This is a genomic window from Burkholderia sp. IDO3 (genome assembly GCF_003366075.1).
Taxonomy (GTDB): Bacteria; Pseudomonadota; Gammaproteobacteria; order Burkholderiales; family Burkholderiaceae; genus Burkholderia; species Burkholderia anthina.
Genome location: NZ_CP028964.1, coordinates 91,080 through 115,256, shown reverse-complemented (window position 1 = coordinate 115,256; position 24,177 = coordinate 91,080). Strand labels below are relative to the sequence as shown.

The 24,177-nt window shown below is 67.5% G+C and carries 25 protein-coding genes; 17 read left to right on the top strand and 8 right to left on the bottom strand.

The annotated features are described in order from the left end of the window. Window positions 1-370: 370 nt before the first annotated feature. The 3 genes from DCN14_RS32180 to DCN14_RS32170 form a co-directional block, all read right to left on the bottom strand. On the bottom strand, window positions 371-676 hold the full coding sequence (locus DCN14_RS32180; protein WP_096508061.1) for a DNA-binding protein: 306 nt from the start codon (window positions 674-676) through the stop codon (window positions 371-373). 87 nt (window positions 677-763) lie between these two features. Continuing rightward, complete coding sequence (locus DCN14_RS32175; protein WP_096508062.1) at window positions 764-1,918, bottom strand: branched-chain amino acid ABC transporter substrate-binding protein; 1,155 nt, start codon at window positions 1,916-1,918, stop codon at window positions 764-766. A gap of 609 nt (window positions 1,919-2,527) precedes the next feature. Beyond that, window positions 2,528-3,427 carry a DMT family transporter gene (locus tag DCN14_RS32170; protein WP_115531481.1) on the bottom strand — a complete coding sequence of 300 codons (900 nt, stop codon included), beginning with the start codon at window positions 3,425-3,427 and terminating at the stop codon, window positions 2,528-2,530. A 57-nt stretch (window positions 3,428-3,484) separates the two neighbouring features. On the opposite strand from DCN14_RS32170, the gene DCN14_RS32165 reads away from it, so the two are divergent. From DCN14_RS32165 to DCN14_RS32150, 4 genes are all read left to right on the top strand, one after another. Then, entirely contained in the window at window positions 3,485-4,474 is a 990-nt protein-coding gene (locus DCN14_RS32165; RefSeq protein ID WP_115531480.1) for a LysR substrate-binding domain-containing protein, read from the top strand. A 170-nt stretch (window positions 4,475-4,644) separates the two neighbouring features. Beyond that, window positions 4,645-5,301 carry a nitroreductase gene (locus DCN14_RS32160; RefSeq protein ID WP_096508571.1) on the top strand — a complete coding sequence of 219 codons (657 nt, stop codon included), beginning with the start codon at window positions 4,645-4,647 and terminating at the stop codon, window positions 5,299-5,301. 61 nt (window positions 5,302-5,362) lie between these two features. Beyond that, window positions 5,363-5,830, top strand: coding sequence for a sodium:proline symporter (locus DCN14_RS32155; RefSeq protein ID WP_096508572.1), 468 nt, complete (start codon window positions 5,363-5,365; stop codon window positions 5,828-5,830). A 158-nt stretch (window positions 5,831-5,988) separates the two neighbouring features. Next, on the top strand, window positions 5,989-6,435 hold the full coding sequence (locus DCN14_RS32150; protein WP_096508617.1) for a hypothetical protein: 447 nt from the start codon (window positions 5,989-5,991) through the stop codon (window positions 6,433-6,435). Between the two features lie 78 nt (window positions 6,436-6,513). Here the strand turns inward: DCN14_RS32150 and DCN14_RS32145 are convergent, their stop codons facing one another. The 3 genes from DCN14_RS32145 to DCN14_RS32135 form a co-directional block, all read right to left on the bottom strand. Beyond that, window positions 6,514-7,686, bottom strand: coding sequence for a porin (locus DCN14_RS32145; protein ID WP_096508573.1), 1,173 nt, complete (start codon window positions 7,684-7,686; stop codon window positions 6,514-6,516). A gap of 145 nt (window positions 7,687-7,831) precedes the next feature. Next, entirely contained in the window at window positions 7,832-8,344 is a 513-nt protein-coding gene (locus DCN14_RS32140) for a DUF4262 domain-containing protein (protein WP_096508574.1), read from the bottom strand. A gap of 54 nt (window positions 8,345-8,398) precedes the next feature. Next, window positions 8,399-10,243, bottom strand: a complete 1,845-nt coding sequence (locus DCN14_RS32135; protein ID WP_096508575.1) for an ABC transporter ATP-binding protein — start codon at window positions 10,241-10,243, stop codon at window positions 8,399-8,401. A gap of 300 nt (window positions 10,244-10,543) precedes the next feature. Between DCN14_RS32135 and DCN14_RS32130 the strand changes: the two genes are divergently transcribed. From DCN14_RS32130 to DCN14_RS32120, 3 genes are all read left to right on the top strand, one after another. Continuing rightward, entirely contained in the window at window positions 10,544-10,915 is a 372-nt protein-coding gene (locus DCN14_RS32130; protein WP_096508618.1) for a CidA/LrgA family protein, read from the top strand. Continuing rightward, window positions 10,912-11,646, top strand: a complete 735-nt coding sequence (locus DCN14_RS32125; RefSeq protein ID WP_096508576.1) for an LrgB family protein — start codon at window positions 10,912-10,914, stop codon at window positions 11,644-11,646. The genes DCN14_RS32130 and DCN14_RS32125 overlap by 4 nt, the downstream gene beginning before the upstream one ends. A 224-nt stretch (window positions 11,647-11,870) precedes the next feature. Further along, window positions 11,871-12,176 (top strand): hypothetical protein, encoded by a 306-nt coding sequence (locus DCN14_RS32120; protein ID WP_096508577.1) that lies wholly within the window; start codon window positions 11,871-11,873, stop codon window positions 12,174-12,176. 145 nt (window positions 12,177-12,321) lie between these two features. On the opposite strand, the gene wrbA is transcribed toward DCN14_RS32120, so the two are convergent. Continuing rightward, window positions 12,322-12,924: an NAD(P)H:quinone oxidoreductase gene (gene wrbA, locus DCN14_RS32115; RefSeq protein WP_096508578.1), complete on the bottom strand. Its 603-nt coding sequence runs from the start codon at window positions 12,922-12,924 to the stop codon at window positions 12,322-12,324. 61 nt (window positions 12,925-12,985) lie between these two features. Further along, entirely contained in the window at window positions 12,986-13,711 is a 726-nt protein-coding gene (locus DCN14_RS32110) for a pirin family protein (RefSeq protein WP_096508579.1), read from the bottom strand. Window positions 13,712-13,839: 128 nt separating this feature from the next. Between DCN14_RS32110 and DCN14_RS32105 the strand changes: the two genes are divergently transcribed. The 10 genes from DCN14_RS32105 to DCN14_RS32055 all read left to right on the top strand — a co-directional run bounded on the left by DCN14_RS32105 (window position 13,840) and on the right by DCN14_RS32055 (window position 24,136). Continuing rightward, on the top strand, window positions 13,840-14,724 hold the full coding sequence (locus DCN14_RS32105) for a LysR family transcriptional regulator (RefSeq protein ID WP_096508580.1): 885 nt from the start codon (window positions 13,840-13,842) through the stop codon (window positions 14,722-14,724). 638 nt (window positions 14,725-15,362) lie between these two features. Beyond that, window positions 15,363-16,346, top strand: coding sequence for a lysozyme inhibitor LprI family protein (locus DCN14_RS32095; protein WP_240327483.1), 984 nt, complete (start codon window positions 15,363-15,365; stop codon window positions 16,344-16,346). Window positions 16,347-16,665: 319 nt separating this feature from the next. Beyond that, entirely contained in the window at window positions 16,666-17,079 is a 414-nt protein-coding gene (locus DCN14_RS32090) for a DoxX family protein (protein WP_096508583.1), read from the top strand. Window positions 17,080-17,241: 162 nt separating this feature from the next. Next, window positions 17,242-18,186 (top strand): SDR family oxidoreductase, encoded by a 945-nt coding sequence (locus tag DCN14_RS32085; protein ID WP_096508584.1) that lies wholly within the window; start codon window positions 17,242-17,244, stop codon window positions 18,184-18,186. A gap of 165 nt (window positions 18,187-18,351) precedes the next feature. Beyond that, window positions 18,352-18,924 carry an Osa protein gene (locus tag DCN14_RS32080; protein WP_096508585.1) on the top strand — a complete coding sequence of 191 codons (573 nt, stop codon included), beginning with the start codon at window positions 18,352-18,354 and terminating at the stop codon, window positions 18,922-18,924. Window positions 18,925-19,157: 233 nt separating this feature from the next. Further along, window positions 19,158-20,507, top strand: a complete 1,350-nt coding sequence (locus DCN14_RS32075) for a reverse transcriptase family protein (protein WP_096508586.1) — start codon at window positions 19,158-19,160, stop codon at window positions 20,505-20,507. 366 nt (window positions 20,508-20,873) lie between these two features. Beyond that, the gene (locus tag DCN14_RS32070) at window positions 20,874-21,203 is read left to right on the top strand and encodes an H-NS histone family protein (protein WP_096508587.1); all 330 of its coding nucleotides are present in this window, start codon (window positions 20,874-20,876) and stop codon (window positions 21,201-21,203) included. A 261-nt stretch (window positions 21,204-21,464) separates the two neighbouring features. Next, window positions 21,465-22,712 (top strand): MFS transporter, encoded by a 1,248-nt coding sequence (locus tag DCN14_RS32065; protein WP_096508588.1) that lies wholly within the window; start codon window positions 21,465-21,467, stop codon window positions 22,710-22,712. An 86-nt stretch (window positions 22,713-22,798) separates the two neighbouring features. After that, window positions 22,799-23,365 (top strand): DNA-binding protein, encoded by a 567-nt coding sequence (locus DCN14_RS32060; protein ID WP_096508589.1) that lies wholly within the window; start codon window positions 22,799-22,801, stop codon window positions 23,363-23,365. A 333-nt stretch (window positions 23,366-23,698) separates the two neighbouring features. Continuing rightward, on the top strand, window positions 23,699-24,136 hold the full coding sequence (locus DCN14_RS32055; protein ID WP_240327481.1) for a sugar ABC transporter ATPase: 438 nt from the start codon (window positions 23,699-23,701) through the stop codon (window positions 24,134-24,136). The last annotated feature ends 41 nt before the right edge of the window (window positions 24,137-24,177 follow it).

The window sequence follows — 24,177 nt, the reverse complement described above, 5'->3', positions numbered from 1 at the left end:
GCGGCAGCCGTGCGGGCCGCGAGGCCCCGTGCCGGTCTTGCGAGAAGATACCGGGCGCGCCCCGATCCTGAAAGTTGCAACTAACGGTCGATCAAGATCGTCGCTTCGGATAAAGGCGGTTCAACGAGGTGCCGGCAGGGCAAGGAGGGGCGGGCAAGATTCGGGCGGGAGGCGCGAACCGGACGGGGGAAGTAAGCGACGCGGTGGATGACTGAGAGATCTGGTCTTGACTGACGCAGATAAGGGGAATGCGCAAGCCGCGCCGTCTGTGTGGTGCTGCATTTCGCTGCGTTATGCCGGCACTCGTGGCCCGACCCGATGGATCCGGGCCCGAGCTGGCGCGCGGCCACCGGCGCCCGCAGCGGCTTGCCTACGACTCGGGGTCTTCGTCTTTCCCGGCACGAGGGCCGTTGCCCGCCGCCGGAAACGCCCCGACCCCGCGCGGCCGTTTCGGCTCGATCTTCGTGCGCCGGATGACCTTGCGAAAATCGATTTCGTGGGCCGCCAGCGCGCCGATCAGCGTCGCGATCACCGCGAGGTGCGACGGAACCGTGCCCCTGCTCGAATAGTTGGTGATGGAACTTTCGTTCATCCTGATCAGGCGGGCAAACTCCCGCGCCGTCAACTGCGCTTTCTTCAACTCCTGTTGAAATTCCGCATACGCCATTGCGCACATGTTGCTTCCTCTCCGCAAAACTTGCATCGGCCCGCGCGGCGCCGGCGCCGACGGGCGGCGTTCCCGTCGTGCCGGCGTCGCGGGGAGTTACATCTTCACCTGGTCGAGGAAGGTCTTCTTGCCGCCCTTGTAGCCGTAGATCGAGATGATCCCGTGCGTCAGGTCGCCCTTCGAGTCGAACGTCGTCGTGCCGATCACGCCGTCGTACTTCGTCGACGGCATCGCGGCGAGGATCTTCGCCGGATCGGTCGAATTCGCGCGCTTCATCGCGTCGACCGCGATGTAGACCGCGTCGTACGCGAACGGCGCATCGAACTTGATGCCCTGGTTGAAGCGCTTCTGGTACTTGGCGAGGAAGGCCGCGCCGCCCGGCATCTTCTCGAGCGCCGCGCCGGCCTGCGAGCACAGCACGTTGTCGGCTGCCGGGCCGGCCAGATCGGCCAGCGAGTCGGTGCACACGCCGTCGCCGGACAGGATCCGCGCGCGCAGGCCCAGCTGCTTCGCCTGCTTCGCGAGCGGGCCGCCGGTGGCGTCCATGCCGCCGTACATGATCGCGTCGGGGTTCTCGCCCTTGATCTTCGTGAGAATCGCGCGGAAGTCGACGGCCTTGTCGTTGGTCGCGTCGTGCGACAGCACCTTCAGGCCGAGCGCCTTCGCCTTCTTCTCGAACTCGTTCGCGAGACCCTGGCCGTACGCGGTCGAATCGTCGACCACCGCCACGCTCTTCACGCCCTTCGACTGCGCGTAGCTCGCGAGCGCCGGGCCTTGCTGCGCGTCGGTCGCGACCACGCGGTAGGTGGTCTTGAACCCTTGCTGCGTATAGGTCGGGTTCGTGGCCGACGGCGAGATCTGCACGATGCCCGCATCGCTGTAGATCTTCGAGGCCGGGATCGACGTGCCCGAGTTCAGATGGCCGATGACGGCGACGACCTTGTCGTCGACGAGCTTCTGCGCAACCTGCGTGGCCTGGCGCGGGTCGGCGGCGTCATCCTGCGCGTCCAGTTGCAGCGTGATCTTCTGGCCGCCGATCGTGAGCCCCTTCGCGTTGATTTCCTCGACTGCGAGGCGCGCACCGTTCTCGTTGTCCTTGCCGAGGTGCGAAATGCCGCCCGTCGTCGGTTCGACGCTGCCGATCTTCACGACCTGGTCGGCCATCGCGCCCGACGCGGCCGCGAACGCGGCGGCAGCCAGTGCGACGGTAACCAGGGGTTTGCAGCGCATGCCGACAGTGCTTCGTTCCATCTGCCATCTCCGTTGATTGATATTTCTACTGACGTCCGGCCAGCCGGAAACCCTTGTGAGGCGGTCGGTTTGCCGGACGAGTCTCCATGACCCATGACGGGTTCGGCTTGCATGTCGCCGGCCGTCGAATGCGGCGAAAACGCCGGCGTCGAGCATGCCCGGGCGAGCGGGCCGTTTCGTCAGACGACATGCAATTGGTATGAATATATCCGAACCTGTTTCCGCACGCGTCGGCGAATTGCGCGGCCTTGCGCAAATGTGACGCGATGGCGCGGCCGTTTCGTCGCCCGTTGCGCACGCGCGCCACCGTGTTGCACCGTCGATGGCTTCGATTATTCGACCGGGCCGATGTCGATGACCATGCACAGTGCGATGCAATCAATCGCGAACTGTTCGGTCGATTTGTCTGCACAGTTCCTGATTGTTCGTGCGATCGTTGTGCAGTTTATGCAACTAACGGTCAAGTCCGACAGCATCCGCAAATGGGTGCGGGGCGGGCCGCACAGCGTGTATATTTCCGCTTTGCAGATGCGGGGCCTTGATCGGTTTTCCGCTGCCGGAGCGTTCGAGCCGGCATCGCTCTCCGGCCAAGCCAGCGAAGCCGCACGCCTAGGTCCGTCCGCGCAAGGCCACGAAGATCACGCCCGCAATCGCCAGCAGGCCGCCGCACACCGTTTCGATACCGGGCCGCTCGCCCGTCAGCGCCATCGACAACACCGTCGCGACCGCCGGCGTCAGATAGAGGAAGTTGGCGGCGCGTGCCGCGCCGAAGTGGCCGAGCGCGAAGGTCCACGTCGCGTAGCCGAGCGCGGCGGGAAACACGCCGAGCACCAGCACCGCGAACCCCGTATCGCGCGACGCGCCGCCGAGCGCCGCCAGCGCGCCGGGCAACCACGGCGTGAGCAGCAGCGCGCCGGCCAGCAGCGTGTAGGCGGCGCAGGGCAGCGCGCCGTACACGGGGATCATGCGCCGCTGCAGGACGAAATAGCTGGCCGAGCACAGCGCCGCGCCGAGTATCAGCGTGCTGCCCGAGCCGAGGACGAGGCCGCCCGGCTGACCGTGCGCGATCACCGCAATGCCGGCGAGGCTGACCAGCGATCCGAGCCAGCCCCAGCGATTGAAGCGTTCGTGCAGGAACACCGCGGCGAGCAGCGCCGTGAAGATCGGCAGCGTGTTCACGATGAAGCTCGCAGCGCCGGCCGACACGGTCTGCTCGCCGGTATTGAGTAGCGCGTTATAGAGCGCGATGCCGAGGAAGCCGCACGCGAGAAAGCGCAGCGCATCGCCTTTCGCGGGTATTGGCGGCCGTCGCCACGCAAGCCACGCGATCACGAGCACAGCCGCGGTCGCGAAGCGCGCGGCCGCGAGCTGCAGCGGGGCGAGCCCGTGCAGGCCGATCCGGATGAACGGGAATGCGGATGCCCACGAGAGGATCGTGAAAGCGACCGCGCCAGCCGCGACGAGCGGTAGTCGCGCGCTGCGCGACGACGAAGAGGAAATCGTATTCATGCGCCCATGGTGCGGCGTGGCGAGATGCTAAGCTAGCGCACAGATCAACATGCGAGTGTGAATATGGCTCACAGCTCGGTTCGGCGGCGAGCCGGCGACGCAGCGCATCTCCGCCAGGTTGCGGATGCATTGTCGGTCTCGGCCCCGGGGCCGAGACCGCCGCTCGCGAGTCTTGAGACGGTCTGCACGGTCGCGCGCCAGGGTTCGTTTCTCGCGGCCGCCGAGGTGTCCGGCGTCACGCACGGCGCAATCAGCCGGCGCGTGGCCGCCGTCGAGAACTGGCTGGGCCTCGCGCTGTTCGAGCGTCACGCGCGCGGCGTGCGCCTGACGCCGGACGGGCAGCGCTTCGTCGGCCGGATCGAGCAGGCGTTCGCGATCATCGACAGCGCGGCCGACCAGTGGCGCTCGCCGCGTACGCCGCGCCTTGTGCGGATGAGCGTGGTGCCGGCGTTCGCGCAGCTGTGGCTGTTCGAGCGACAGCACGTGCTCGAGCGTGCGGAGCCGGCGTTGCAGATCGATCTGCATATCGGCCTGCGCAACGTGGATATCGCCGGCGGCGAAGCGGACCTGTCGATCCGGTACGGGCGCGGCAACTGGCGTCAGCTCGACACGCGCCCGTTCATGCCCGAGACGCTGTACCCGGTCGCGCATCCGCGGCTCGCCGCGCAACTGGCTACACTGCGCCGTCGGGGCGGCGATGCCGCGCTGCTCGAGATGCCGTTGCTGCACGACTCCGACGTGACCGGGTGGCGCACGTGGTTCGACGCGCTCGGCATCGCGTTCAAGCCGCGTGCGCAGGATCGCCGTTTCGAGGATTACAACCTCGTGCTCGCGGCGGCCGAAGCGGGGCTCGGTGTGGCGCTGGCGCGCACGCCGCTCGCGGACGCGTATCTCGGGCGCAGCGCGCTGGTGCGGGTGAGCCGTCACGAGGTCGATTCGTTGCTCCGGTATCACTTCGTGCATGCGAAGGGGGAGAATCGACCGGAAGTGCTCGCGTTGATGGAGCGGATGCGGGCGGCGCTGGAAACGGCAGGACCGGCGGCATGACGTCTGCTACCGAGTGGCTCGGCGAGCCGCCGGATGCGGTTGCCGCTCGACCGTGGCCGCCGGATCGTCGACAATGCGACCGCGGAAATCCGCGAGACAATGCGCGAGATCCAAGAGACGAACGAGAATCGAGACTTTTTGCAGCCGTGTGGATGCACAGGAAATGAGTAATGAATAGACCAGACAAGTCGTCGAAAGCGCGTGCGGCGCTCGATCAGCTGTTTTCGGGCATGGCGCCCGCGGACGCGCAGCGCGCGTCGCGCCCGGGCAATCCGTTCGAAGCGGCTGACGATGCGACGGGCGCCGACGGCCGGTACGAAGTCAAGCTGTCGACCCGAATCCAGCTGCGCGGCTATCCGAGTGCGGATGCGTTCATGAAGCGCATGGCCGAAGCGTGGGGCCTCGACTGGGGCACGTACGACAGCGTTCAGGCGCTGGCGACGCTGCCCTCGGGGTGGCGTTCGCGCCGCCTGCCGGAAGTCACGCAGGTCGTCGACGGGCGCGATATCGTGCGCGCGGAAAGCAGCCTGCAGGGCGGCGAACTGTCGTATCTGAAAGTACATCCGCGCTATTACATCGATGCGCGCAAAGGGTTCGGGTGGAGCAAGTCGTCGAAGGCCTCCGACGATCCGGATCTGGATGGCCCCGACTGGAACTGCTACGTGATGGATCGGGAAAAATCGGTCGAAGTGCACGAGCTGCGGACGTCGTCGTCGAAGGCCGATCTCGACAATGCGCGCGCGACGTTGCTGAAGTGGCTCGACGAGCACTACCCGAAGCATCGCGATCCGTTCGCGTACTGGACAGATTGCGACCGGCCTTTGTAATACTGCGCCGCCGCGGCTCCGTCACGCACCGCCGATCGTCACGGTGAAGGGTGAAGGGCAATTGAAGCCAACTGGTCCGATTCCGATTCTGTGGGCAGCGTTCGGCGCGGCGGTCGGCTCGACCGTCGTCGAATTGCTGCTGTGGTGGATCGTCGGCGACGACGCCATTCACAACCTGCTGCGCGATGCGCGCCTGACGGCCGCCATCGCGATGGGCCGCCGTGCCCTCGGTTCGTCCACCGGCTTCGATCCGGTCATCATGGGAGTTGCGACGCTGGTGCATGCCGCGCTGTCGCTGGCCTATGCGGCCGTGCTGGCGAAAACGATTCGCGGCCTGTCGCCCGGGCCCGCGCTCGTCGTGGGCGGCGTGTTCGGGCTCGTGCTGTACGGCGTCAATCTGTACGGATTCACCGCGATTTTCCCGTGGTTCGTTCAGGTCCGCGGCGGGATCACGCTGATCGCCCACCTGGTATTCGGGATCATGGCCGCAGCCGTTTACCGCATCGTCCGCCGCGCGCCGCGCGCATGACCGTCGGCGGTTGCCGCGCCGCCGCTCTTTTGCATCACGACCCTTGGAATAACCCGGCTTGTTCTATCGTTTCATGGTCGGGTGACCCTATACGAAGCCAGGCGCCGTCCGTGATGCCAAGGGTCGAATGGTCGGGGGCAACCATGCAGGAGCCGATCATGTGCAACGTGTTTCGGTTCGGGATGGGCGTCGCCTGTCTCGGATGTTCGGTGTGCGTGCTGGCGCAAACATACGACGGCCCGCCGGACGAAAGCGTTCGTTGCCGTGCGGTCGTCGCGCAAGCGGAAATCGACGGCACGGAGCAGCAGGTCGTTGGCCGGGCGTGCCGACAAAGCGACGGCACCTGGCAGATGGAGCAGAGCCTCGATGGCAGCATCGTGTGGTATCCGGACACCGCCTATCCGTACGCCGACCCGTGGTACTGGGGGCCGGCGGTTTTCGTCGGCACGGGCGTGAGTTTCGTCTTCATCGACCGCTTCCACCATCGCCGTCACTTCGATCACTTCGGCCATTTCGACGGAGTCGGGCACGGCCGCATCGGCGTTCCGATGGGCACGGGTTTTCACCATGGCCCGGCCTTCGTCGGCGGCATGCGACGGCGTTAGACCTGCGCGCGTGGCGCGCGGCGGCGGACGCACACACCGACATGCGTCCGCCGGGTCGTCGCGATGCGATGGGTGTCGTCAGAACTTGTGGCGAATGCCGACGATCGCGAGTTCCTGCGTATCGGTGCCCGAGTTCACGCCGTACGAGCCGACCGAAGCCGCGGCCTTCACGATCGCGCCGCTCGCGTTCAGCGTGTTGCCGCTCGCCTTCTGGTAGCCGAACAGCGCGTACACGTCGGTGCGCTTCGACAGCGCGTAGTCGGCGCCGAGGTTCACCTGGTTGTAGTGCGCGGAGCTCGGGCCCGTGAGCGACGTGTAGTTGTAGCCGACGCCCGCGCGCAGTGCCGACGTGAACTGCCAGTTGAAGAACGCCGAGCCGTTGTTGAACTTCGCGTTCTGCGTGAAGGCCGACAGCGTGTCCGCGCCGTACTGCGTGTTCGAATACGCGAGGCCGAAGGTGGCCGGCCCGGCCACGTACTGGCCGGCCACGCGCACGATCTGGATCGACTTCGCGCTCGAGAAGCCCTGGTTGATCACGGTGTTGAACAGCGTGTCCGAACTGCTCGACCACGTGCGCACGCCGCCTGCCACCGTCGTGCCGCCGTTCGCGAAGAAGTAGCCGGCGCCGAGCGACAGCGGGCCGTTCGCGTAGCTCAGGCCGAAGCTGTACGTGCGGCCGTTGCCGGTCGCGCCCGCGACGCCGCCGAAGCCGTACAGCGCGGCGAACTGGAAGCCGGAGATCAGCGGGCTCGTGTACTTCACCGAGTTGCTCACGCGCAGGCTGTTGTCGTAGTTGTCGAGGTCGCCCGGCGTCGCGAAGACGCCGCCGAAGTAGTTGTCCTCGGTGAGGCCCTGCACGAGATCGACGACCGGATCGTACTGGCGGCCGAGCGTCACGGTGCCGTACGTGCTGCTGCCGAGGCCGACGATGGCCTTGCGGCCGAATTCGCGATTGCCCTGGCCGAGCGCGCCGGTGCCGATGTTGAAGCCGTTCTCGAGCTGGAACAGCGCGGACAGGCCGCCGCCGAGATCCTCGACGCCGCGCAGGCCCCAGCGGCTGCCCGACAGGTTGCCGCTGCCGAACTTCACGAGGCTCGACGCGTTGGTGCCGTTGGCGTTCTGTGCGTTGTGCACGTACGCGATGCCCGCATCGGCGATGCCGTACAGCGTGACGCTGCTTTGCGCGTGCGCGCCGGCGGCGTAGAGCGCGGCCGGCAGCGCGAGCAGTGCGAAGGAACGGATTCGTTTCATTGTTGGATTCCCCGTTGGTCGGTAGGTCTGACGAGTCGGTGAACGATACGGGCTGCGCATCGTCGAGGGAACCAATAAATTGTCGAATCGTTATGAGGTGGCGCGGTGATGGGTGTGCGTGCAACGTTCAGGCGGCCGATGCACGTCAGTGGCGATCGTTGCGGGATCCGAACAGGCGCGGCTGCGCGGCGTTCAACGCGTCGTCCGCTTGCGGCTCGCCGGGAAAAATCCCGTCGCGATCGGGCCACAGCAACTGAACGCACGGGAAGTCGTCGTTGCCGTAGAACCAGCGGTTCCAGCCGAGATGATCCTCGTAGTGCACCTTTTCCACCGGCATGAGCAGCGCATTCGCGTTGCCGTAGACCGATGCCGTGACTTCTCCGACCGGCGGCGGCGTGCCGGCCGCGACCATCCGGTAGACGTCCCACAGCACGTCATGAACGACGCGCGCCGGCAGCGAAAACACGATGATCTCCGGGAAGCCGTGGTTGACCCAGAGCCCGGTCGTGAACGAGAAGCCCGGTTCGCCGCCTTCCGCGAACACTTCCGTGCGGAACCAGCCGTGCTTGCGAATCTGATTCACGAATCGCTGCTCGTCTTCCGCGAGCACCGAATCGGGTGCGTCCAGCGCGGTGGCGATATCCGGTCGAGTGGTCATATGGACTCCGTGGATTTCGTTTCGGTCGATACGAAAGTGGGCAATGTCGTGCGCCTATTGCACGGCATCCGCCGTCTCGCTGAGGAACCCGCCGCTCTGATGCGCCCACAGTGCCGCATAGATGCCGCCGGCCTGCAGCAGTTCGGCGTGCGTGCCTTCCTCGACGATGCGCCCTTCGTCGAGCACGATCAGCCGGTCCATCGCCGCGATCGTCGACAGCCGGTGCGCGATCGCGATCACCGTCTTGCCGCTCATCAGGCTGTCGAGACTGCGCTGGATCGCCACTTCGACTTCGGAGTCGAGTGCGCTGGTCGCTTCGTCGAGCACGAGGATCGGCGCGTCCTTGAGCATCACGCGCGCGATCGCGACACGCTGCCGCTGGCCGCCCGACAGCTTCACGCCGCGCTCGCCGACCTCGACGTCGTAACCGCTGCGTCCGTGCCGGTCGCGCAGCCGCTCGACGAAGTCGGACGCTTCCGCGCGCACGGCCGCGTCGTGCATCTCGCGCTCGGTCGCGTCGGAGCGGCCGTACAGGATGTTCTCGCGCATCGTCCGGTGCAGCAGCGACGTATCCTGCGTGACCATCCCGATCGCGGCGCGCAGGCTGTCCTGCGTCACGTGCGCGATGTCCTGCCCGTCGATGCGGATCGTGCCGTCGTCCACGTCGTAGAAGCGCAGCAGCAGGTTCACGAGCGTCGACTTGCCGGCGCCGGAGCGGCCGATCAGGCCGATCCGCTCGCCAGGCCGGATCGTCAGGTTCAGCCCGTCGAACACCGGCGTGTCGTTGTCGTCGTGCGCGAAGCGCACATTGTCGAACACGATGCCGCCGCGCTGCACGGCGAGCGCCTTCGCGTCCGGCGCGTCGACCACGCTGCGCACCTTGGTCAGCGTGTTGATGCCGTCCTGGATCGTGCCGACGTTCTCGAACAGCTCGGTCATTTCCCACATGATCCAGTGCGAATAGCTCGACAGGCGCAGCGCCATCGCGATCACGGCCGCGACGACGCCCGCGCTCGCCTCGCCGTGCATCCACAGATAGAGCGCAAGGCCGGTCGAGCCGACCAGCAGCAACGTCGACAGCAGATGATTGACGATCTCGAACGCGCTGACGAGCCGCATCTGCGCGTCGCCGGTCGCCTTGAACGCTTCCATCGCACGCCGCGCATGATCGGCTTCGCGCCGCGTATGCGAGAACAGTTTCACCGTCGTGATGTTCGAATACGCGTCGGTGATGCGGCCCGTCATCAGCGCGCGCGCATCCGCCTGCTGGCTGCCGACACGGCCGAGGCGCGGCACGAAGAACGCGCAGGCGACGCCGTAGCCGAGCGCCCACAGCACGAGCGGAATCATCAGCCGCCAGTCGAAGCTGGCCGCGAGCGCGAGAATGCCGATCAGGTACGCGGCGACGCCGATCACGACGTCGACCGACATGAACAGCGCGTCGCGCACCGCGAGCGCGGTCTGCATGATCTTGGTCGTCACGCGACCCGCGAACTCGTTCGCGTAGAACGACAGGCTCTGGTCGAGCATCAGCCGGTGAAACAGCCAGCGCAGCCGCATCGGGAAGTTGATCGCGAGCACCTGGTGCTTGACCATCGTGTGCAGCACGATCAGCAGCGCGCTGCCGGCGAGGATCGCCGCGAAGCCGGCGAGCGTGCCGAAGTGGCGGCCGCCGAAATCGGCCGGCGTCGACGACGACAGCCAGTCGACCACGCGCCCCATCATCGCGAACAGCGCGGCCTCGTATCCGGCGAGCGCGGCCGACGTCAGCGCGATCAGCAGGATCCAGCTGCGCGCGCCTTTCGTGCACGCCCAGACGAACGAAAAGAATCCCTTTGGCGGCGTGGCGGGATCTTCGAGCGGGAATGTCGGCAGGCGCCGTTCAAACCACGAATACATTGAAACTTCTCCTTGATGCGGCATGGGCTATCGGGCCGGCCGGTCTTGCGTGTGTTCGCGAAGCGGCGCGAGATGTGCCGGTGCGGCTCGGCGATCTCGCGCGGTTCGGCTGCGAGTGTCGCATCGATTCGTTTCGGCTGCATGCCGGTTGCCCGAATGGCCGCGCCGGACGCCGCCACAGCCGCGCCGCCCCTATTGTTGGTACGATCGCGCGTATCGTCCACGCCGGCGTCGCATGCCGCCGGCTCATCGGCCGCGCGGCTGCACGACCCGCGCGGCCACGTTCGGGAGAAGCGGTTCATGTTGCAGGCATTCGCGGTCTTGCTGACCTTCCAGTGTCTCGGGGAAGGGGTGTCCTATCTGTTCGGCCTGCCGGTGCCGGGCCCCGTCATCGGCATGCTGCTGCTGTTCGGTTTCGTGATGCTGCGCCCGCAGGTGGCCGACGCGATCGAGCCGACCGCGCTCGAGCTGCTGCGCCATCTGTCGCTGCTGTTCGTGCCGGCCGGCGTCGGCATCATGGTGTCGGCCGATCGCGTGCGCGGCGATGCGCTCGCGGTCGTCGTCGCGCTCGCGGTGAGCACGTCGCTCGCGATCGCCGTGACCGCCCTCGTCACGCGCGCGTTGCTGCGGCGCCAGCGGCGCGCGGATGCCGCGGCGGAGGGCACGCAATGACGGCCTTCCCGAAACTCGGCGCGATCTGGGTCTATCTCGCCGCGACGCCGCTGCTCGGCCTGACGATCACGCTGATCGCGTATCTCGTCGCGCAGGCCGTCTATGCCCGCGCGCGCTTCAATCCGCTCGCGAATCCGGTGCTGATCGCGGTCGCGCTGATCGTCGTATTGCTGACGCTTACGCATACGCCGTATCCGACGTATTTCGAAGGCGCGCAGTTCGTGCACTTCCTGCTCGGCCCGGCGACCGTCGCGCTGGCGTTGCCGCTCTATCGCCAGTGGTCGAAGCTGCGCCGCGCGGCGGTGCCGCTGCTCGTCGGCCTGCTCGCGGGCTCGCTGACCGCGATCGCATCGGCGGTCGGCATCGCCGCGCTGTTCGGTGCATCGCACCAGACGATCGCGTCGCTCGCGCCGAAATCCGCGACCACGCCGATCGCGATGGCCGTCGCACAGGAAATCGGCGGGATTCCGTCGCTGACCGCGGTGCTGGTGATCTCGACCGGGATCTTCGGCGCGGTATGCGCGCGCGGGCTCCTCAACGCGCTGCGCGTCGAGGAGCCGGCCGTGCGCGGCTTCGCGCTCGGCGTCGCGTCGCACGGGATCGGCACCGCGCGCGCGTTCCAGGTCAGCGAGGAGGCCGGCGCGTTCGCCGGGCTCGGGATGGGGCTGAACGGCGTGCTGACGGCGTTCATCGTGCCGATCCTGCTGCCGATGCTGTCGCGCTGGCTGTGAGCGCGCGCGACGCTATCGGTTTCCCTGATGGCGCGCGCGGCATCGGCCGGCCGGGCGCCGGCCGCGCATGTATCGCAGCCGTTATCGGGAGAATTCGGGAACGCGCACGGACATTTGCGCAGCGATCGGCTAACGTTGCATCGGCGCCGTCGTCGCACGCCGACGTCCATGGCGTGCGTGCGGGCGTTCAACCCACAATCAACAATCGACAAGGAGATCCGGCCATGACGAAGTCTCGCGTGGTTTCGATGGCAGTGGCAGTAACGGCGTCGTTCGGTCTGCTGTTGACCGCCGCGCCGGCGGCATACGCGCAGGATCCGGCGTCCGCGCCGACGCAGAAGCAGCTCGACAAGGCGCAGAAGAAGGCGGCCCGCAAGGCGGCCCGCGCGCGCCACGCGAAGGACCTGAAGGCGATCGGCACGGGCAGCGGCTACCGGCTGACCAACGACCAGAGCAACTATCCGCAAAACGCGGTGCAGAAGGCGCCCGCGACGAAGGCGGCGCTGGCCGCGCCGGCATCGGGCCAGTAACGGGCCGGTATCGGGCCGGTATCGGCCAGCGGTCGCGCAAGAAAAAACGGCGCCGGTTCGACCGGCGCCGTTCGTTCATCCGCGTCCCGCGCATGCCGGACGCGCCGCCCGCCCCCGGGCTTCCCGGGGCAGGCGGCATCCCGCGTTACGACGCGAGCTTCGCCGCGAGTTCCGCGACGTGCTTGCCCTGGTAACGCGCGATATCGAGTTCGTTCGCGCTCGGCTGACGGCTGCCGTCCGCGCCTGCGAGCGTGGTCGCGCCGTACGGCGTGCCGCCCGTGATTTCGTTCATGTTGACGAGCCCGCTGCAGGCGTACGGCACGCCCGCGATCACCATCCCGTGATGCAGCAGCGTCGTGTGGAACGACGTGATCGTCGTTTCCTGGCCGCCGTGCTGCGTGCCGGTCGACGCGAACACGCTGCCGATCTTGCCGACGAGCGCGCCCTTCATCCACAGGCCGCCGGTCTGGTCGAGGAACGTGCGCATCTGGCCGGCCATGTTGCCGAAGCGGGTTGGCGTGCCGAAGATGATCGCGTCGTAGTTCGCGAGTTCGTCGACCGTGGCGACCGGTGCAGCCTGGTCGACCTTCACGCCGGCCGCCTTCGCCTGGTCGACGGGGATGGTTTCCGGCACACGCTTGAGCGTGACCTCGACGCCGGGCACCGATTGCGCGCCTTCGGCGACGTGCTGCGCCATCGTTTCGACGTGCCCGTAGGACGAGTAATAAAGGACGAGTACCTTGGCCATGTTGCGAATCTCCGATTAAGAAGGCCCCGCATTCAGCGGGGCCTGGTTTTCCGAACGGGCGTTATGCCCACTCGGCCGTCACTTCGACCGGACGCAGGTCGAATACCAGCACTTCGGCATCCTTGCCGTCGGCGAACGTCAGCGCCTGCTCGCCGCGGATGCGTGCGCCGTCGCCTTCGCCGAGCGTCACGCCGTTGACCGTCACGCTGCCGCGTGCAACGTGCACGTAGGCGAAGCGGTCCGGTGCCAGTTCGAGCGTGGCGCGCTCGTCGCCGTCGAACAGGCCTGCGTAGATCCGCGTGTCCTGCCGGATCGTCAGCGAGCCGCCGTTGCCGTCAGGCGACACGATCGGCGCAAGCTTGCCGCGCTTGTCGGCCGCCGCGACATTGGTCTGCTGATAACGCGGCGCGGCACCCTTTTCAGCCGGCCCGACCCAGATCTGCAGGAAGTGGACGGGCGTTTCGTGCGAGTGGTTGAACTCGCTGTGACGCACGCCGGTGCCCGCGCTCATCAGCTGGACGTCGCCCGGCACGATCACCGACCCGGTGCCCATCGAATCCTTGTGCTCCAGCGCGCCGTCGAGCACGTACGACAGGATTTCCATGTCGCGGTGCGGGTGCGTGCCGAAGCCGCGGCCCGGCGCGACGCGGTCGTCGTTGATCACCAGCAGGTCGGAGAAGCCGACTTGCTGCGGGTCGTAGTAGTTTGCGAAAGAAAACGTGTGACGGGAGCTGAGCCAGCCATGCTCGGCACGGCCACGTTGGTTTGCTGCACGAGTCTCGATCATGATGTTGTCCTGGATGTCCGCCGGACCTCGGAAGTGGGCCCGGCCGTTCGTTGAGATGAATCTTAGGTCAATCTATTTGACAAATAAATGGCTGAAGAGATAATGACTGTCTCTTTAAGGTGGACAATATGGAACTCAACGACCTGAGGATTTTCGTTGCGACGGTCGATGCGGGCAGCTTCACGGCCGCAGCCGACCAGCTGATGCTGTCCAAGCAGTTCGTGAGCCGGCGCACGATGGCGCTCGAGGCCGCGCTCGGCGTGCGTTTGCTGCATCGCAACACGCGCAATCTCGCGGTCACGGAATCGGGGCAGGAGTTCTATGCGCGCGCGCAGCGGATCCTCGCCGAGGTCGCCGATGCCGAGCAGGCGATGTCGGTGCGCAGCACCGAGCTGCACGGCTCGCTGAAGATCAGCGCGCCGCTGTCGTTCGGGATCACGCACCTGTCGCCGCTGATCGCCGAATTCCTGTCCGCGCATCCGGCCGTGCGGCTGAACCTCGACCTGACCGACCGGCGCGTCGACCTGATCGGCGAAGGCTTCGATCTCGTGCTGCGGATCGGCACGCTCGAGGATTCGACGCTGATCGCGCGTCCGCTCGGCGCGTGGAAGATGATCGCGTGCGCGAGTCCCGGCTACCTGAAGCGGCAGGGCACGCCCGCGACGCCCGCCGAGCTGGCCGGCCACACGTGCCTGATGTACGGGCGCGAACGGCGCGTCGGCTGGGAATTCCGGGTCGACGGCGCGGCGCGCACGTTCGACGTGCAGGGCCCGCTCATCGCGAACAACGGCGAAGTCGTGCGCGATGCGGCGATCGCCGGGCTCGGCATCGCGCTGCTGCCGCATTTCATCGTCGGCGCGTCGATCGACAGCGGCGCGCTGGTGCCGGTGCTCGACGCGTATGCGCCGTCGCCGATCACGCTGAACGCGGTGTTTCCGCAGCATCGGGAAGGGTTCGTCACGCTGCGCACGTTCATCGGGTTTCTCGCGGAGCGGCTGGACGCGCGCGGATAGCCGGCGCGGGGGTGGTGCGGGGCGGCGAGGGCCGGCGACGGTTGCGGAACAGGCGTGCGGCGAACAGGGGCGTCAACTCCGCGGGATCTGCGGAGATCGTCGAGCGACGCGGGGAATCGGCCGGATCATCTTCGCATCGCGAGCGGCGATCCCGTCGATCACGTACACACGACGCTCGATGCGGTATGGGTCAAGGTGCACTTCTGGCCGCGATGTGCTGGCGCCGCGTGAATGCACGTCGGACCAAGGTCATGCATGGCCGGTCCGACGGCTTCGAAGTGAAGCTGACGACCAGGCAAGTGGGCTGCCCGCGCGCGAAAGGCTCGCAAGACACGGCGCTGCCGGCCTTCGCGCGAGTTGCCGTCATCGTGCGAGCAGGCGGGGCAAAGGCATCGTGCGCGTGATCGGTGTGGATGGCGCGGCCGGTTCGGGTTACGCTTCGGCGGGCGTGACATGCCGCGCATGCCGCGTCGGGCACTTTTACCTCGAACGTTGCGGACACGATGTTTTTACGGGGCCGCGACCCAGCGACGATCCAGGCCATGACAATCCAGAACCGATCGAATGCTCGCGCCGGCGCGCGAGGGCAAGCCGCGCTTCGCGGCCGGCAGGTGCGCAACGCGATCTTGCCATCCGCCATGATATTTGCAGTCCTGACGATCTCGCCGCCGGCCGCGCATGCCGCCGGCTTCGACTGCGCGAAAGCCGCTTCGCCGACCGAGAAGGCGATCTGCGCGGACGCTGGCCTGTCGAAGCTCGACGGCCAGTTGGCGGCGGCCTGGACGGCGGCGCTGGCCAAGGGCGGCGATACGGCTGCGCTGAAAGCCGCGCAACGGAAATGGCTCAAGCAGCGCGACCAGTGCGGCGGCGACGCCGCGTGCGTCGGCGATCGCTATCGCGAGCGGCTCGCGAGCCTGAACGGCACGCCGCTCGCGGCCGACCGGTGGCAGCAGACGTGGTATCGCGACAGCGACAATCCGTCATTCGGCGGCGCGCTGACGTTCACCGGCACCGCGCCGCGTCTTCATTTCGAACTGAGCGGCAACAACGGCGCGAACACCGGCGAGCTCGGCGGCGATATCTCGTTGCACGGCGACAGCGGCACGTTCCGCCACGAGCAATGCCGGCTCGATTTCAGCCGCAAGGGCGCGCGCGTGCAGGTCGTGCAACACGGCGACGATGCCGATTGCGGCGCCGGTGCGGGCGTCGTGTATGGCGGCGACTACGTGACCGCAGCGAAGGCGCAGAGCAAGTCGCCCGCCGACCTCGTGACGCTGAAGGTGCTGGCCGATGCGAAGCAGAACGCGATCGCGCACAAACTGCTCGGCGCCGACTATCAGACGCTCGTCGACACGATCAATTACGGCGCTCAAGACAAGGATCTCGACGGCCTGAACGCCAGCGTGCAGTCGTACTGGGTGCGCGGCATCGCGACGACGAACGCGGCGATCGTGATGCGCCGCGGCGCCGATCTGTGGATCGGGCTGCTCGTGTTCGATGCGCATGACAACGTGCGGATGCGCTATTACACCAGCGTGCCGACGTGGAAAAAAACCGTGCCGAAGACCATTCGCGCATGGCACGACAATCTCGACAAGACGCTTCCGATCGACATGATGTGATGCGATGGGACGACGGGCCGGCACGCGTGTCGGCCCTTCATGACGCGTTTGTTACGTGACAATTGTCCACTTAATAGAGACAGCGAATCTTGTTTTGACGGATTGATGATTTACGGTGAGACAGTAGACTGCACCCGTGCTTCGCCAGAACCGATCCGGAGCGCGCCACGACGGCGCGGCAGGGGCGGATTCTTCGGCGGCGGGCCGACCGGCCCGTGGTCCGATTGCGCGAGGAGTGGTTCGTTGCCGATTCATTGGTTCGCCGTCCAGGCGGACGCCGGCAGCGGATGCGTCAAACCGTCAATTCAAGGTGAGTGCTATGCGTTACGTTTCGCTGGAGTCGAAGAAGGACGAGCTGCTGCTGGCAGCCCGCGTGTTGCTGATGATCCTGTTCGTGCTGTTCGGCTGGCAGAAGCTGGCCGGCTTCTCGGGTACGGTCGCGTACATGGCGTCGACGGGTTCGCCGTCGCCGGAGCTGTCGGCGGTGATCGCGGTGGCGATCGAGCTGGTCGGCGGCGCGCTGATCGCGATCGGCTTCTACACGCGTCCGCTCGCGCTGCTGTTCGCGGCCTATACGCTCGCGACCGCGCTGATCGGGCATCGCTACTGGCAACTGCAGGGGATGGACCAGTACGTGGCGATGATCAACTTCTACAAGAACATCAGCATCATCGGCGGGCTGCTGTTGCTCGCGGTGACCGGGCCGGGGCGGTATTCGCTCGACCGGAAGTGAGATAGCACGGCTGTTCGTGCGGCATGACGGGCCCGGTGCGCTTAATCGCGCACCGGGTTTTTTCATGGCGGGCGCGTCGTCGACGTCCGGCGGCACTCGACATCGGTTGCCGGTTCCCGTATAGATTGGAACCCCCGTGTTTCCCGTTCATCGCCGACTATCGTGCCGCACCCGACCATCCTCCTCATCGGCGCCGCCGGCCTGCTCGGCCGCGCAGTCGCCGCGTCGCTGTCGCGCGAATCGTCGCTCGACCTGATCGCGACGATCCGGAATCCGCAACGCGCAGGCGCTGCCCGCGTCGCATTGCCGCCGGACAACGTCGTCACGCTCGATGTTCTCGACCAGCCGGCCCTCGAGCATCTGTTCGACACGCGCCGGCCGGCCGCCGTGATCGTCTGCGCCGCCGAACGCCGCCCCGACGTCTGCGAACGCGATCCGGCGGGCGCCCGCGCGATCAACGTCGACGCCCCGGCCCGCATCGGTGCGCTCGCCGCCCGCTACGGCGCGTGGACGCTCGGCATTTCCACCGACTACGTATTCGACGGCAAGGCCGCGCCTTACCGCGAAGACGCGACGCCGAACCCGCTGAACATCTACGGCCGCACGAAGCTGGAAGGCGAAGCGGCTTTGCTCGCCGCGTCGCCGCTTTCCTGCGTGCTGCGCCTGCCGTTGCTGTACGGCCCGATCGTCGACTGGAGCGAGTCGGCCGTCACGAGCCTCGTGCCGGCGATTGTCGCGTCAGCGCGGCCGGGCGCACCGGCAGTCGGCATGGACGCGTGGGCGATCCGCTACCCGACCTACACGCCGGACGTCGCGCAGGTCATCCGCGACCTGACGCTGCGGCATCTCGCGGGCGCGTCCGTCACGGGCATCCGTCACTGGTCCGCCGAAGAACCGATGACGAAGTACGACATCGCGCGGCGGATCGCGGCCGCGTTCGGCATCGACGCATCGCTCGCGCCGATCGACCAGCCGGCCGACGCGACGCCGCGTCCGTACGACTGCCATCTGGATGCATCGCGGGTGCGCGCGCTCGGGATCGACTGGACGACGCCGTTCGACACCGCGCTGCAAGCCGTGCTGCGCAACGCGCCGCCGCTGCCGTAAAGCCGGCGCGCCGGGGGGCTGCAGCACGGCGCCCCCGGTCATCGTGCGTGCACGGAAAGGCGATACACTGCGCGGGTTCCCGAGTGCCGGGGAGCGTCAGGGCGCCGGACCGGTTCGCCGATGCCCTGACTTATTCGAACAAATCAAGAGAGAAAGAGAGGGCCCATGCTGACACGTCTTCGTATCGGACTCGATCGCGCGCGCGACCTGCGCGATGCCAGCCGACCATCGCCCATTCAGCCGCGCCCGCAGGCATGCGAGCTGGTCGACCTGAGCGCCAGGCGCGCGACCTGGCGCGTGCCCGTTCCCGGCCAGGCCGACTGCTATCTGGCCGCGACGCCCGGCGCAACGGAACGCTACGTCGTGCATCTCGATGCCGACCGGTTCTACGCGCTGTGGCTCGGCACGAGCCCGGCCTTTCCCCGGCTCGATTCGCAGGATTGCGTGCCGCGCCGCATCATGCCGCTCGATCGCAAGTTCTCGACGGCCGCCGCCGCGTTCAGGGCCGGCCGCCTCGAGCCGGTCACGCTGCCGCCGGTCGGCTACTGGCTGGAGGGCAGCGGCTACGAAGTCGCGATGAGCGACGGCATGACGCGTACCTACTGGCTGCTCGCGAATCGCGTGCGATCGTTTCCGGTCTGCGTCGACGAAGCAACCTGGGCGATGATGCTGAACAACCTGGCCGGCGTCGGCGTGTCGCCGATCGCGTTCAGTGAGCTTTTTTCCCGGCGCGCATGAGCGGCGCGCGTCCCTCGAATTGACACCCCGCGTTCGCGGCCAGTAAAGTCGCGTCGCGGGGCGGTGGGTCAAGCACCCCCCCGGAACAGGCAGCCGATGTTCCAGGACTACGGGGCTACCCCGTGGATGAGATCGACACGCCGATGCGTCGCAAGAGCGCAATTTGCGCGTTGCGCAAAGACTGCTCTCGCAGCACCTGTCACGTTGACTCATCGTCCCGCCCATTCTTCCTCATGCACGCGTCCCTGTTCGACACCGTCCGCACGATTGCCGAAGCGATGCTGGCCGGTGCGCCGGAACGCGGCGGCGTCGTCGACCGGATCGCGGCCGTGCTCGGCGCCGCGCCGCCATGGGCACACGACGTGTCGGACGACGCGCTGGCACGCTTCGGCGCGCAGTGGGCCGACGTCGATACCGACCGGCTCGCCGGCATGCTGGCCGACGCGCCGGCGTTCCTGAACGCGTGGTACGGCCCGCATCGGCCGGTCGTGATTCGCGTCGTGCGGCGGCCGCCGGCGCAGCGGCCGTTGCCACCCCGGCTCACCGGCTGCGACGTGCCGCTCTGGCCGACGTGCGGCGATCTTGCCGAGTGGCTCGGCGTGAGCACGGCCGAGCTCGACTGGCTGTCCGATCGCTGGCGCGTCGACGCGCGTAGCGCCGACACGCCGCTGCATCACTACACGTACACCGGATACGACAAGCGCAGCGGCGGCTGCCGGCTGATCGAAATGCCGAAGGGGCGGCTGCGCGAAGCGCAGCGGCGAATCCTGCACGGGCTGCTCGATCGCGTTCCGCCGCACGACGCGGCGCACGGCTTTCGCAAGGCGCGCGGGATCGTGTCGTTCGCCGCGCCGCATGCGGATCGCGACGTCGTCGTGCGTTTCGATCTCGCGGATTTCTTCGTGTCGGTGCGGGCGGCGCGGGTCCATGCGCTGTTCGACACGCTCGGCTACCCGGTCGAAGTCGCGCGGGCGCTGACCGCGCTGTGTACCAACCGCGTGCCGTCGGCGCGGCTGCTCGCGCCCGACCTGCGCGACCGGTTCGACTGGGCCGCCCGTCAGCGCTACCGTTACCGGCATCTGCCGCAGGGCGCGCCGACGTCGCCGGCGCTGGCGAACCTGTGCGCGTTTCGCTTCGACATGCGGCTCGCCGCGCTCGCGCGTTCGCTCGGTGCGACCTACACGCGCTATGCGGACGATCTTGCGTTCTCGGGTGGCGATGTTCTCGCGCGCGACGCCGAACGGCTGGAACGCCGGGTCGCCGCGATCGCGCTCGACGAAGGCTTCGCGCTGCAGTTGCGCAAGACGCGCGTGATGCGGCGCGGCACGCGGCAGCAACTGGCCGGCGTCGTGGTCAACCGTCACCCGAACCTCGCGCGCGATGCGTTCGATCTGCTGAAAGCCATCCTGACCAACTGCATCCGTCACGGGCCGGCATCGCAGAATCGTGCGGCTCACACGGACTTTCGCGCACACCTGGCCGGGCGGGTCGCGCACGCCGCCGCGCTGAACCCCGCGCGCGGCGCGAAGCTGCAGGCGCTGTTCGACCGGATAACGTGGGATACGTGCAGCCCGGGCGCGTAAATCGCCGCGCGCGCATCGCCGCGTGCCGTTCATCGACACGCGCGCGGGCCGAATCGAAAAAGTCTGCAAACGCGATGCTTGCGCGCTGCTATCATTCGCGCCATGTCGCGCCCGAGCAGGGTGCGGCGCCTGGCGGCGCGGAGGTCGTCGCCCACGGTTCGTCAAACGTTCGCGTGCAGTGCACCACGTGTTGCGCGCCGGATCGGTCCGGCTTTCGACGCTCGCATTTGCCCTCGGCAAACTTCGAAAGCCTTTCAGATTCCGGGCAAACGATTCACATATCGCAACACTGATTGGCGGAACTTCATGATAGGTTCGGCTATCGGACGTTTTTTGAATAAAAACATACCCAAAGAGGATGTGTACATGACCCAGGCCCTGCAGGAACTCGAAGCACAACTTCGGGACCTGAACATCAAGCTGTCGGAAGCCAAACAGAAGGAGAAACAGGCCGCGCTCGCGGCATTCAAGGAACAGGTCGAGCTGTTGGGGATCTCGCAGCAGGAAGTGCTGAGCGCCCTCGGCTATATCGTTCAGCGAAAACGCAAGTCGCCCGCCAAGTATTACGACCCGACGACGGGACGCTCGTGGTCGGGCCGCGGCCCGAAGCCGAAATGGCTCGAAGGCAGGGATCTCGGCCCGCTGCTCGTCGACCGCGAGGCCAAAACCTGGTGGCCCGGGGACGACCAGGGCTGATCCAGCACGGCGCCGGCGTCGCGCCGGCGCCGTTCGACGCGCGCCGGCGGGGATTCCGGCCAAGCGTCACCGTCCCGTCCTTTCGATGGCCCGCGCAAGCGTAGCGTCGTTCGTTCCGTCTTTCAAACCGATTACTTTTCGCGTCCCGCTTCCCGCTCCGGAAAGCGGGACGCGGTGCTTTCCCGCCCGCGTCCGTTCACCGGCCCGTCACGCGCGGCAACTGGCCTTAGAATGTCGCCCGGACATTTCCGGCACAACACCATGGCAGCAAACATGAAATCTTCGGCGCTCGGCGATCCGGCGGCGCCGCGCGGGGAACAGGTCGGCGCTTACGCGTGGAAGGCGCTGGCCGGCTCGGCGATCGGCTATGCGATGGACGGCTTCGACCTGCTGATCCTCGGCTTCATGCTGCCCGCGATCGCCGCGGCGCTGCAACTGACGCCCGGGCAGGGCGGCGCGCTGGTCACGTGGACGCTGATCGGCGCGGTCGCCGGCGGCATTCTGTTCGGTGCCCTGAGCGATCGCTACGGACGCGTGCGCGTGCTGACCTGGACGATCCTGCTGTTCGCGATCTTCACCGGCCTCTGCGCGTTCGCGCAGGGCTTTCGCGATCTGCTCGTCTACCGGACCATCGCGGGCATCGGCCTCGGCGGCGAGTTCGGGATCGGCATGGCGCTCGCCGCGGAAGCGTGGCCGGCGAGCAAGCGGGCGCGCGTGTCGTGCTACGTCGCGCTCGGCTGGCAGGCCGGCGTGCTGCTCGCCGCGCTGCTGACGCCGCTTCTGCTGCTCCATATCGGCTGGCGCGGGATGTTCGTGGTCGGTGTGCTGCCCGCGTTGCTGGCGTGGGTGCTGCGCAACCGGCTGCATGAGCCGGAAGTGTTCGTGCAGCGCGCGACGCAGCCGCGCGTCAACACGTTCCGGATGCTCGTCGCCGACGGCCGCACCGCGCGCACGAGCGCCGGCATCGTGATCCTCTGCGCGGTCCAGAACTTCGGCTACTACGGGATCATGATCTGGCTGCCGACCTTCCTGTCGAAGCAGATGGGCTTCTCGCTGACGAAGTCGGGGCTGTGGACGGCGGCGACCGTGATCGGAATGATGGTCGGCGTGTGGGTGTTTGGGCAGCTCGCCGATCGCATCGGGCGCAAGCCGACGTTCCTGCTGTACCAGCTCGGCGCGGTCGTGACGGTCATCGCGTATGCGCGGCTGTCCGATCCGACGACGATGCTGTGGGCCGGCGCGCTGATGGGGATGTTCGTCAACGGGATGGTTGGCGGATACGGAACGCTGATGTCCGAAGGCTATCCGACGGCCGCGCGCGCGACCGCGCAGAACGTGCTGTGGAATATCGGCCGCGCGATCGGCGGGTTCGGGCCGGTCGCGGTCGGCGCGCTGGCCGCGCACTACTCGTTCCAGACGGCGATCGCGTTGCTCGCCGGCCTCTACGTGCTCGACATGGTCGCGACGCTGTTCCTGATCCCCGAACTCAAGGGCGTCGAACTCGAATAGCGGCATGTGCAGCACGGTGCGGCGCAGCGCAACGCAACGCGTCGATGCCACTCAAGACAATTTAACGACCTCCACCGGAATTCACGATGCAACGCGACAACCTGACGATCGGCGTGATGGGCTCGGGCAAGGAGCCGTGGCTCGCGTATTCGGAGCCGCTCGGCGCGTGGCTCGCGCACGCCGGCTTCAATCTGCTGACGGGCGGCGGGCAGGGCGTGATGCTCGCGGTCGCGCGGGCGTTCGCCGCCGTGCCGGCGCGCGCCGGGCGCTCGATCGGCATCCTGCCGACGCAAGCCGATCCGCACGCGGGCTTCGTGCCGCTCGACGGCTATCCGCATCCGTTCGTCGAGATCCCGATCCTCACGCCGCTGCCGCGCCGCGAACCGGGCGCCGATCCGCACACGATCAACCGCAACTACGTGAACGTGCTGAGCAGCGACCTGATCGTCGCGTTGCCCGGCGGCCACGGGACGGCCGAGGAAATCGCGCTTGCGCGGCGCTGGCGCAAGCCGCTTGTTTGTTTCGGCCCGGACGGTGCGTTCCGGGAACTCGCGCCGGGCGCTATGTGCACGTCGTCGCTCGATGACGTGATCCGGTTCATCGACGCCACGTTCGCGCCGGCGCCTTCGCGCGCGGAGCCCGCGCCGCGATAGCCGCGTTGCGCGGCGGCCGTGCGCTTTCGTTATCGTGCGGCCGAGCGGCGGCGCGCCGACGGTCACGACGCCCTGGATCATTGTTCGTCCGATCACGAAGCGGTGTGGCCGAATGCGGTGCCCGAACTCGCGAGCGAGGCAGCGCAATGGGACGACGGCACATCATCGGGGCCGGCGATCCGGTCGTCGGCGCCACGTACGACGGGGTGGTCGGCTCCGACGCGGGTACGGGTTCGGAATACCCGCCGCAGTGGCTGCGACGGGTATTCGTTTGGATGGCCGACGCTGGCGGAATGGGCGCATACTCGGAACGTTCAACCCGATCGAGCAACGATGGAGATCGACATGAACCGACTGCAACCCATGACGATCGCATTGCTCGCCACATCCGGCGTCGCCTTGCTATTCACCCAGCAGGCTGCCCGCGCCGCCGATAGCGGCGACACCGCGCCATGTCGCGCGGCGAGCGCATCGAGCGCGCCGACGCCCGCGATCCCGTCGTTTGCGTTGCCCGGTCAGGGCGGGGCCGCCGGCATATCCGGTTCGTCGGTCCGCAGTTTTTCCCGCCAGGGCTGCGCGGGCGCGGTCCTGCAGGGCGAACATGGCACCGCGACGGTCAACGGGGACAGGGTCGAGCTGAAGGCCGGCACCGTCTACGTGAACGGCGTGTCCTACGGTTCGGTGACGTCGGCGCAGACGGTCGAATACGATGTCGCGCGCGGCAAGCGCACGTTGCGCGTGGATGGCGACGTGCGGATGCCGGCGGAGTAACCGGGCCGCCCGCAACACGACGCGGGCGGGGCAAGTCGCCG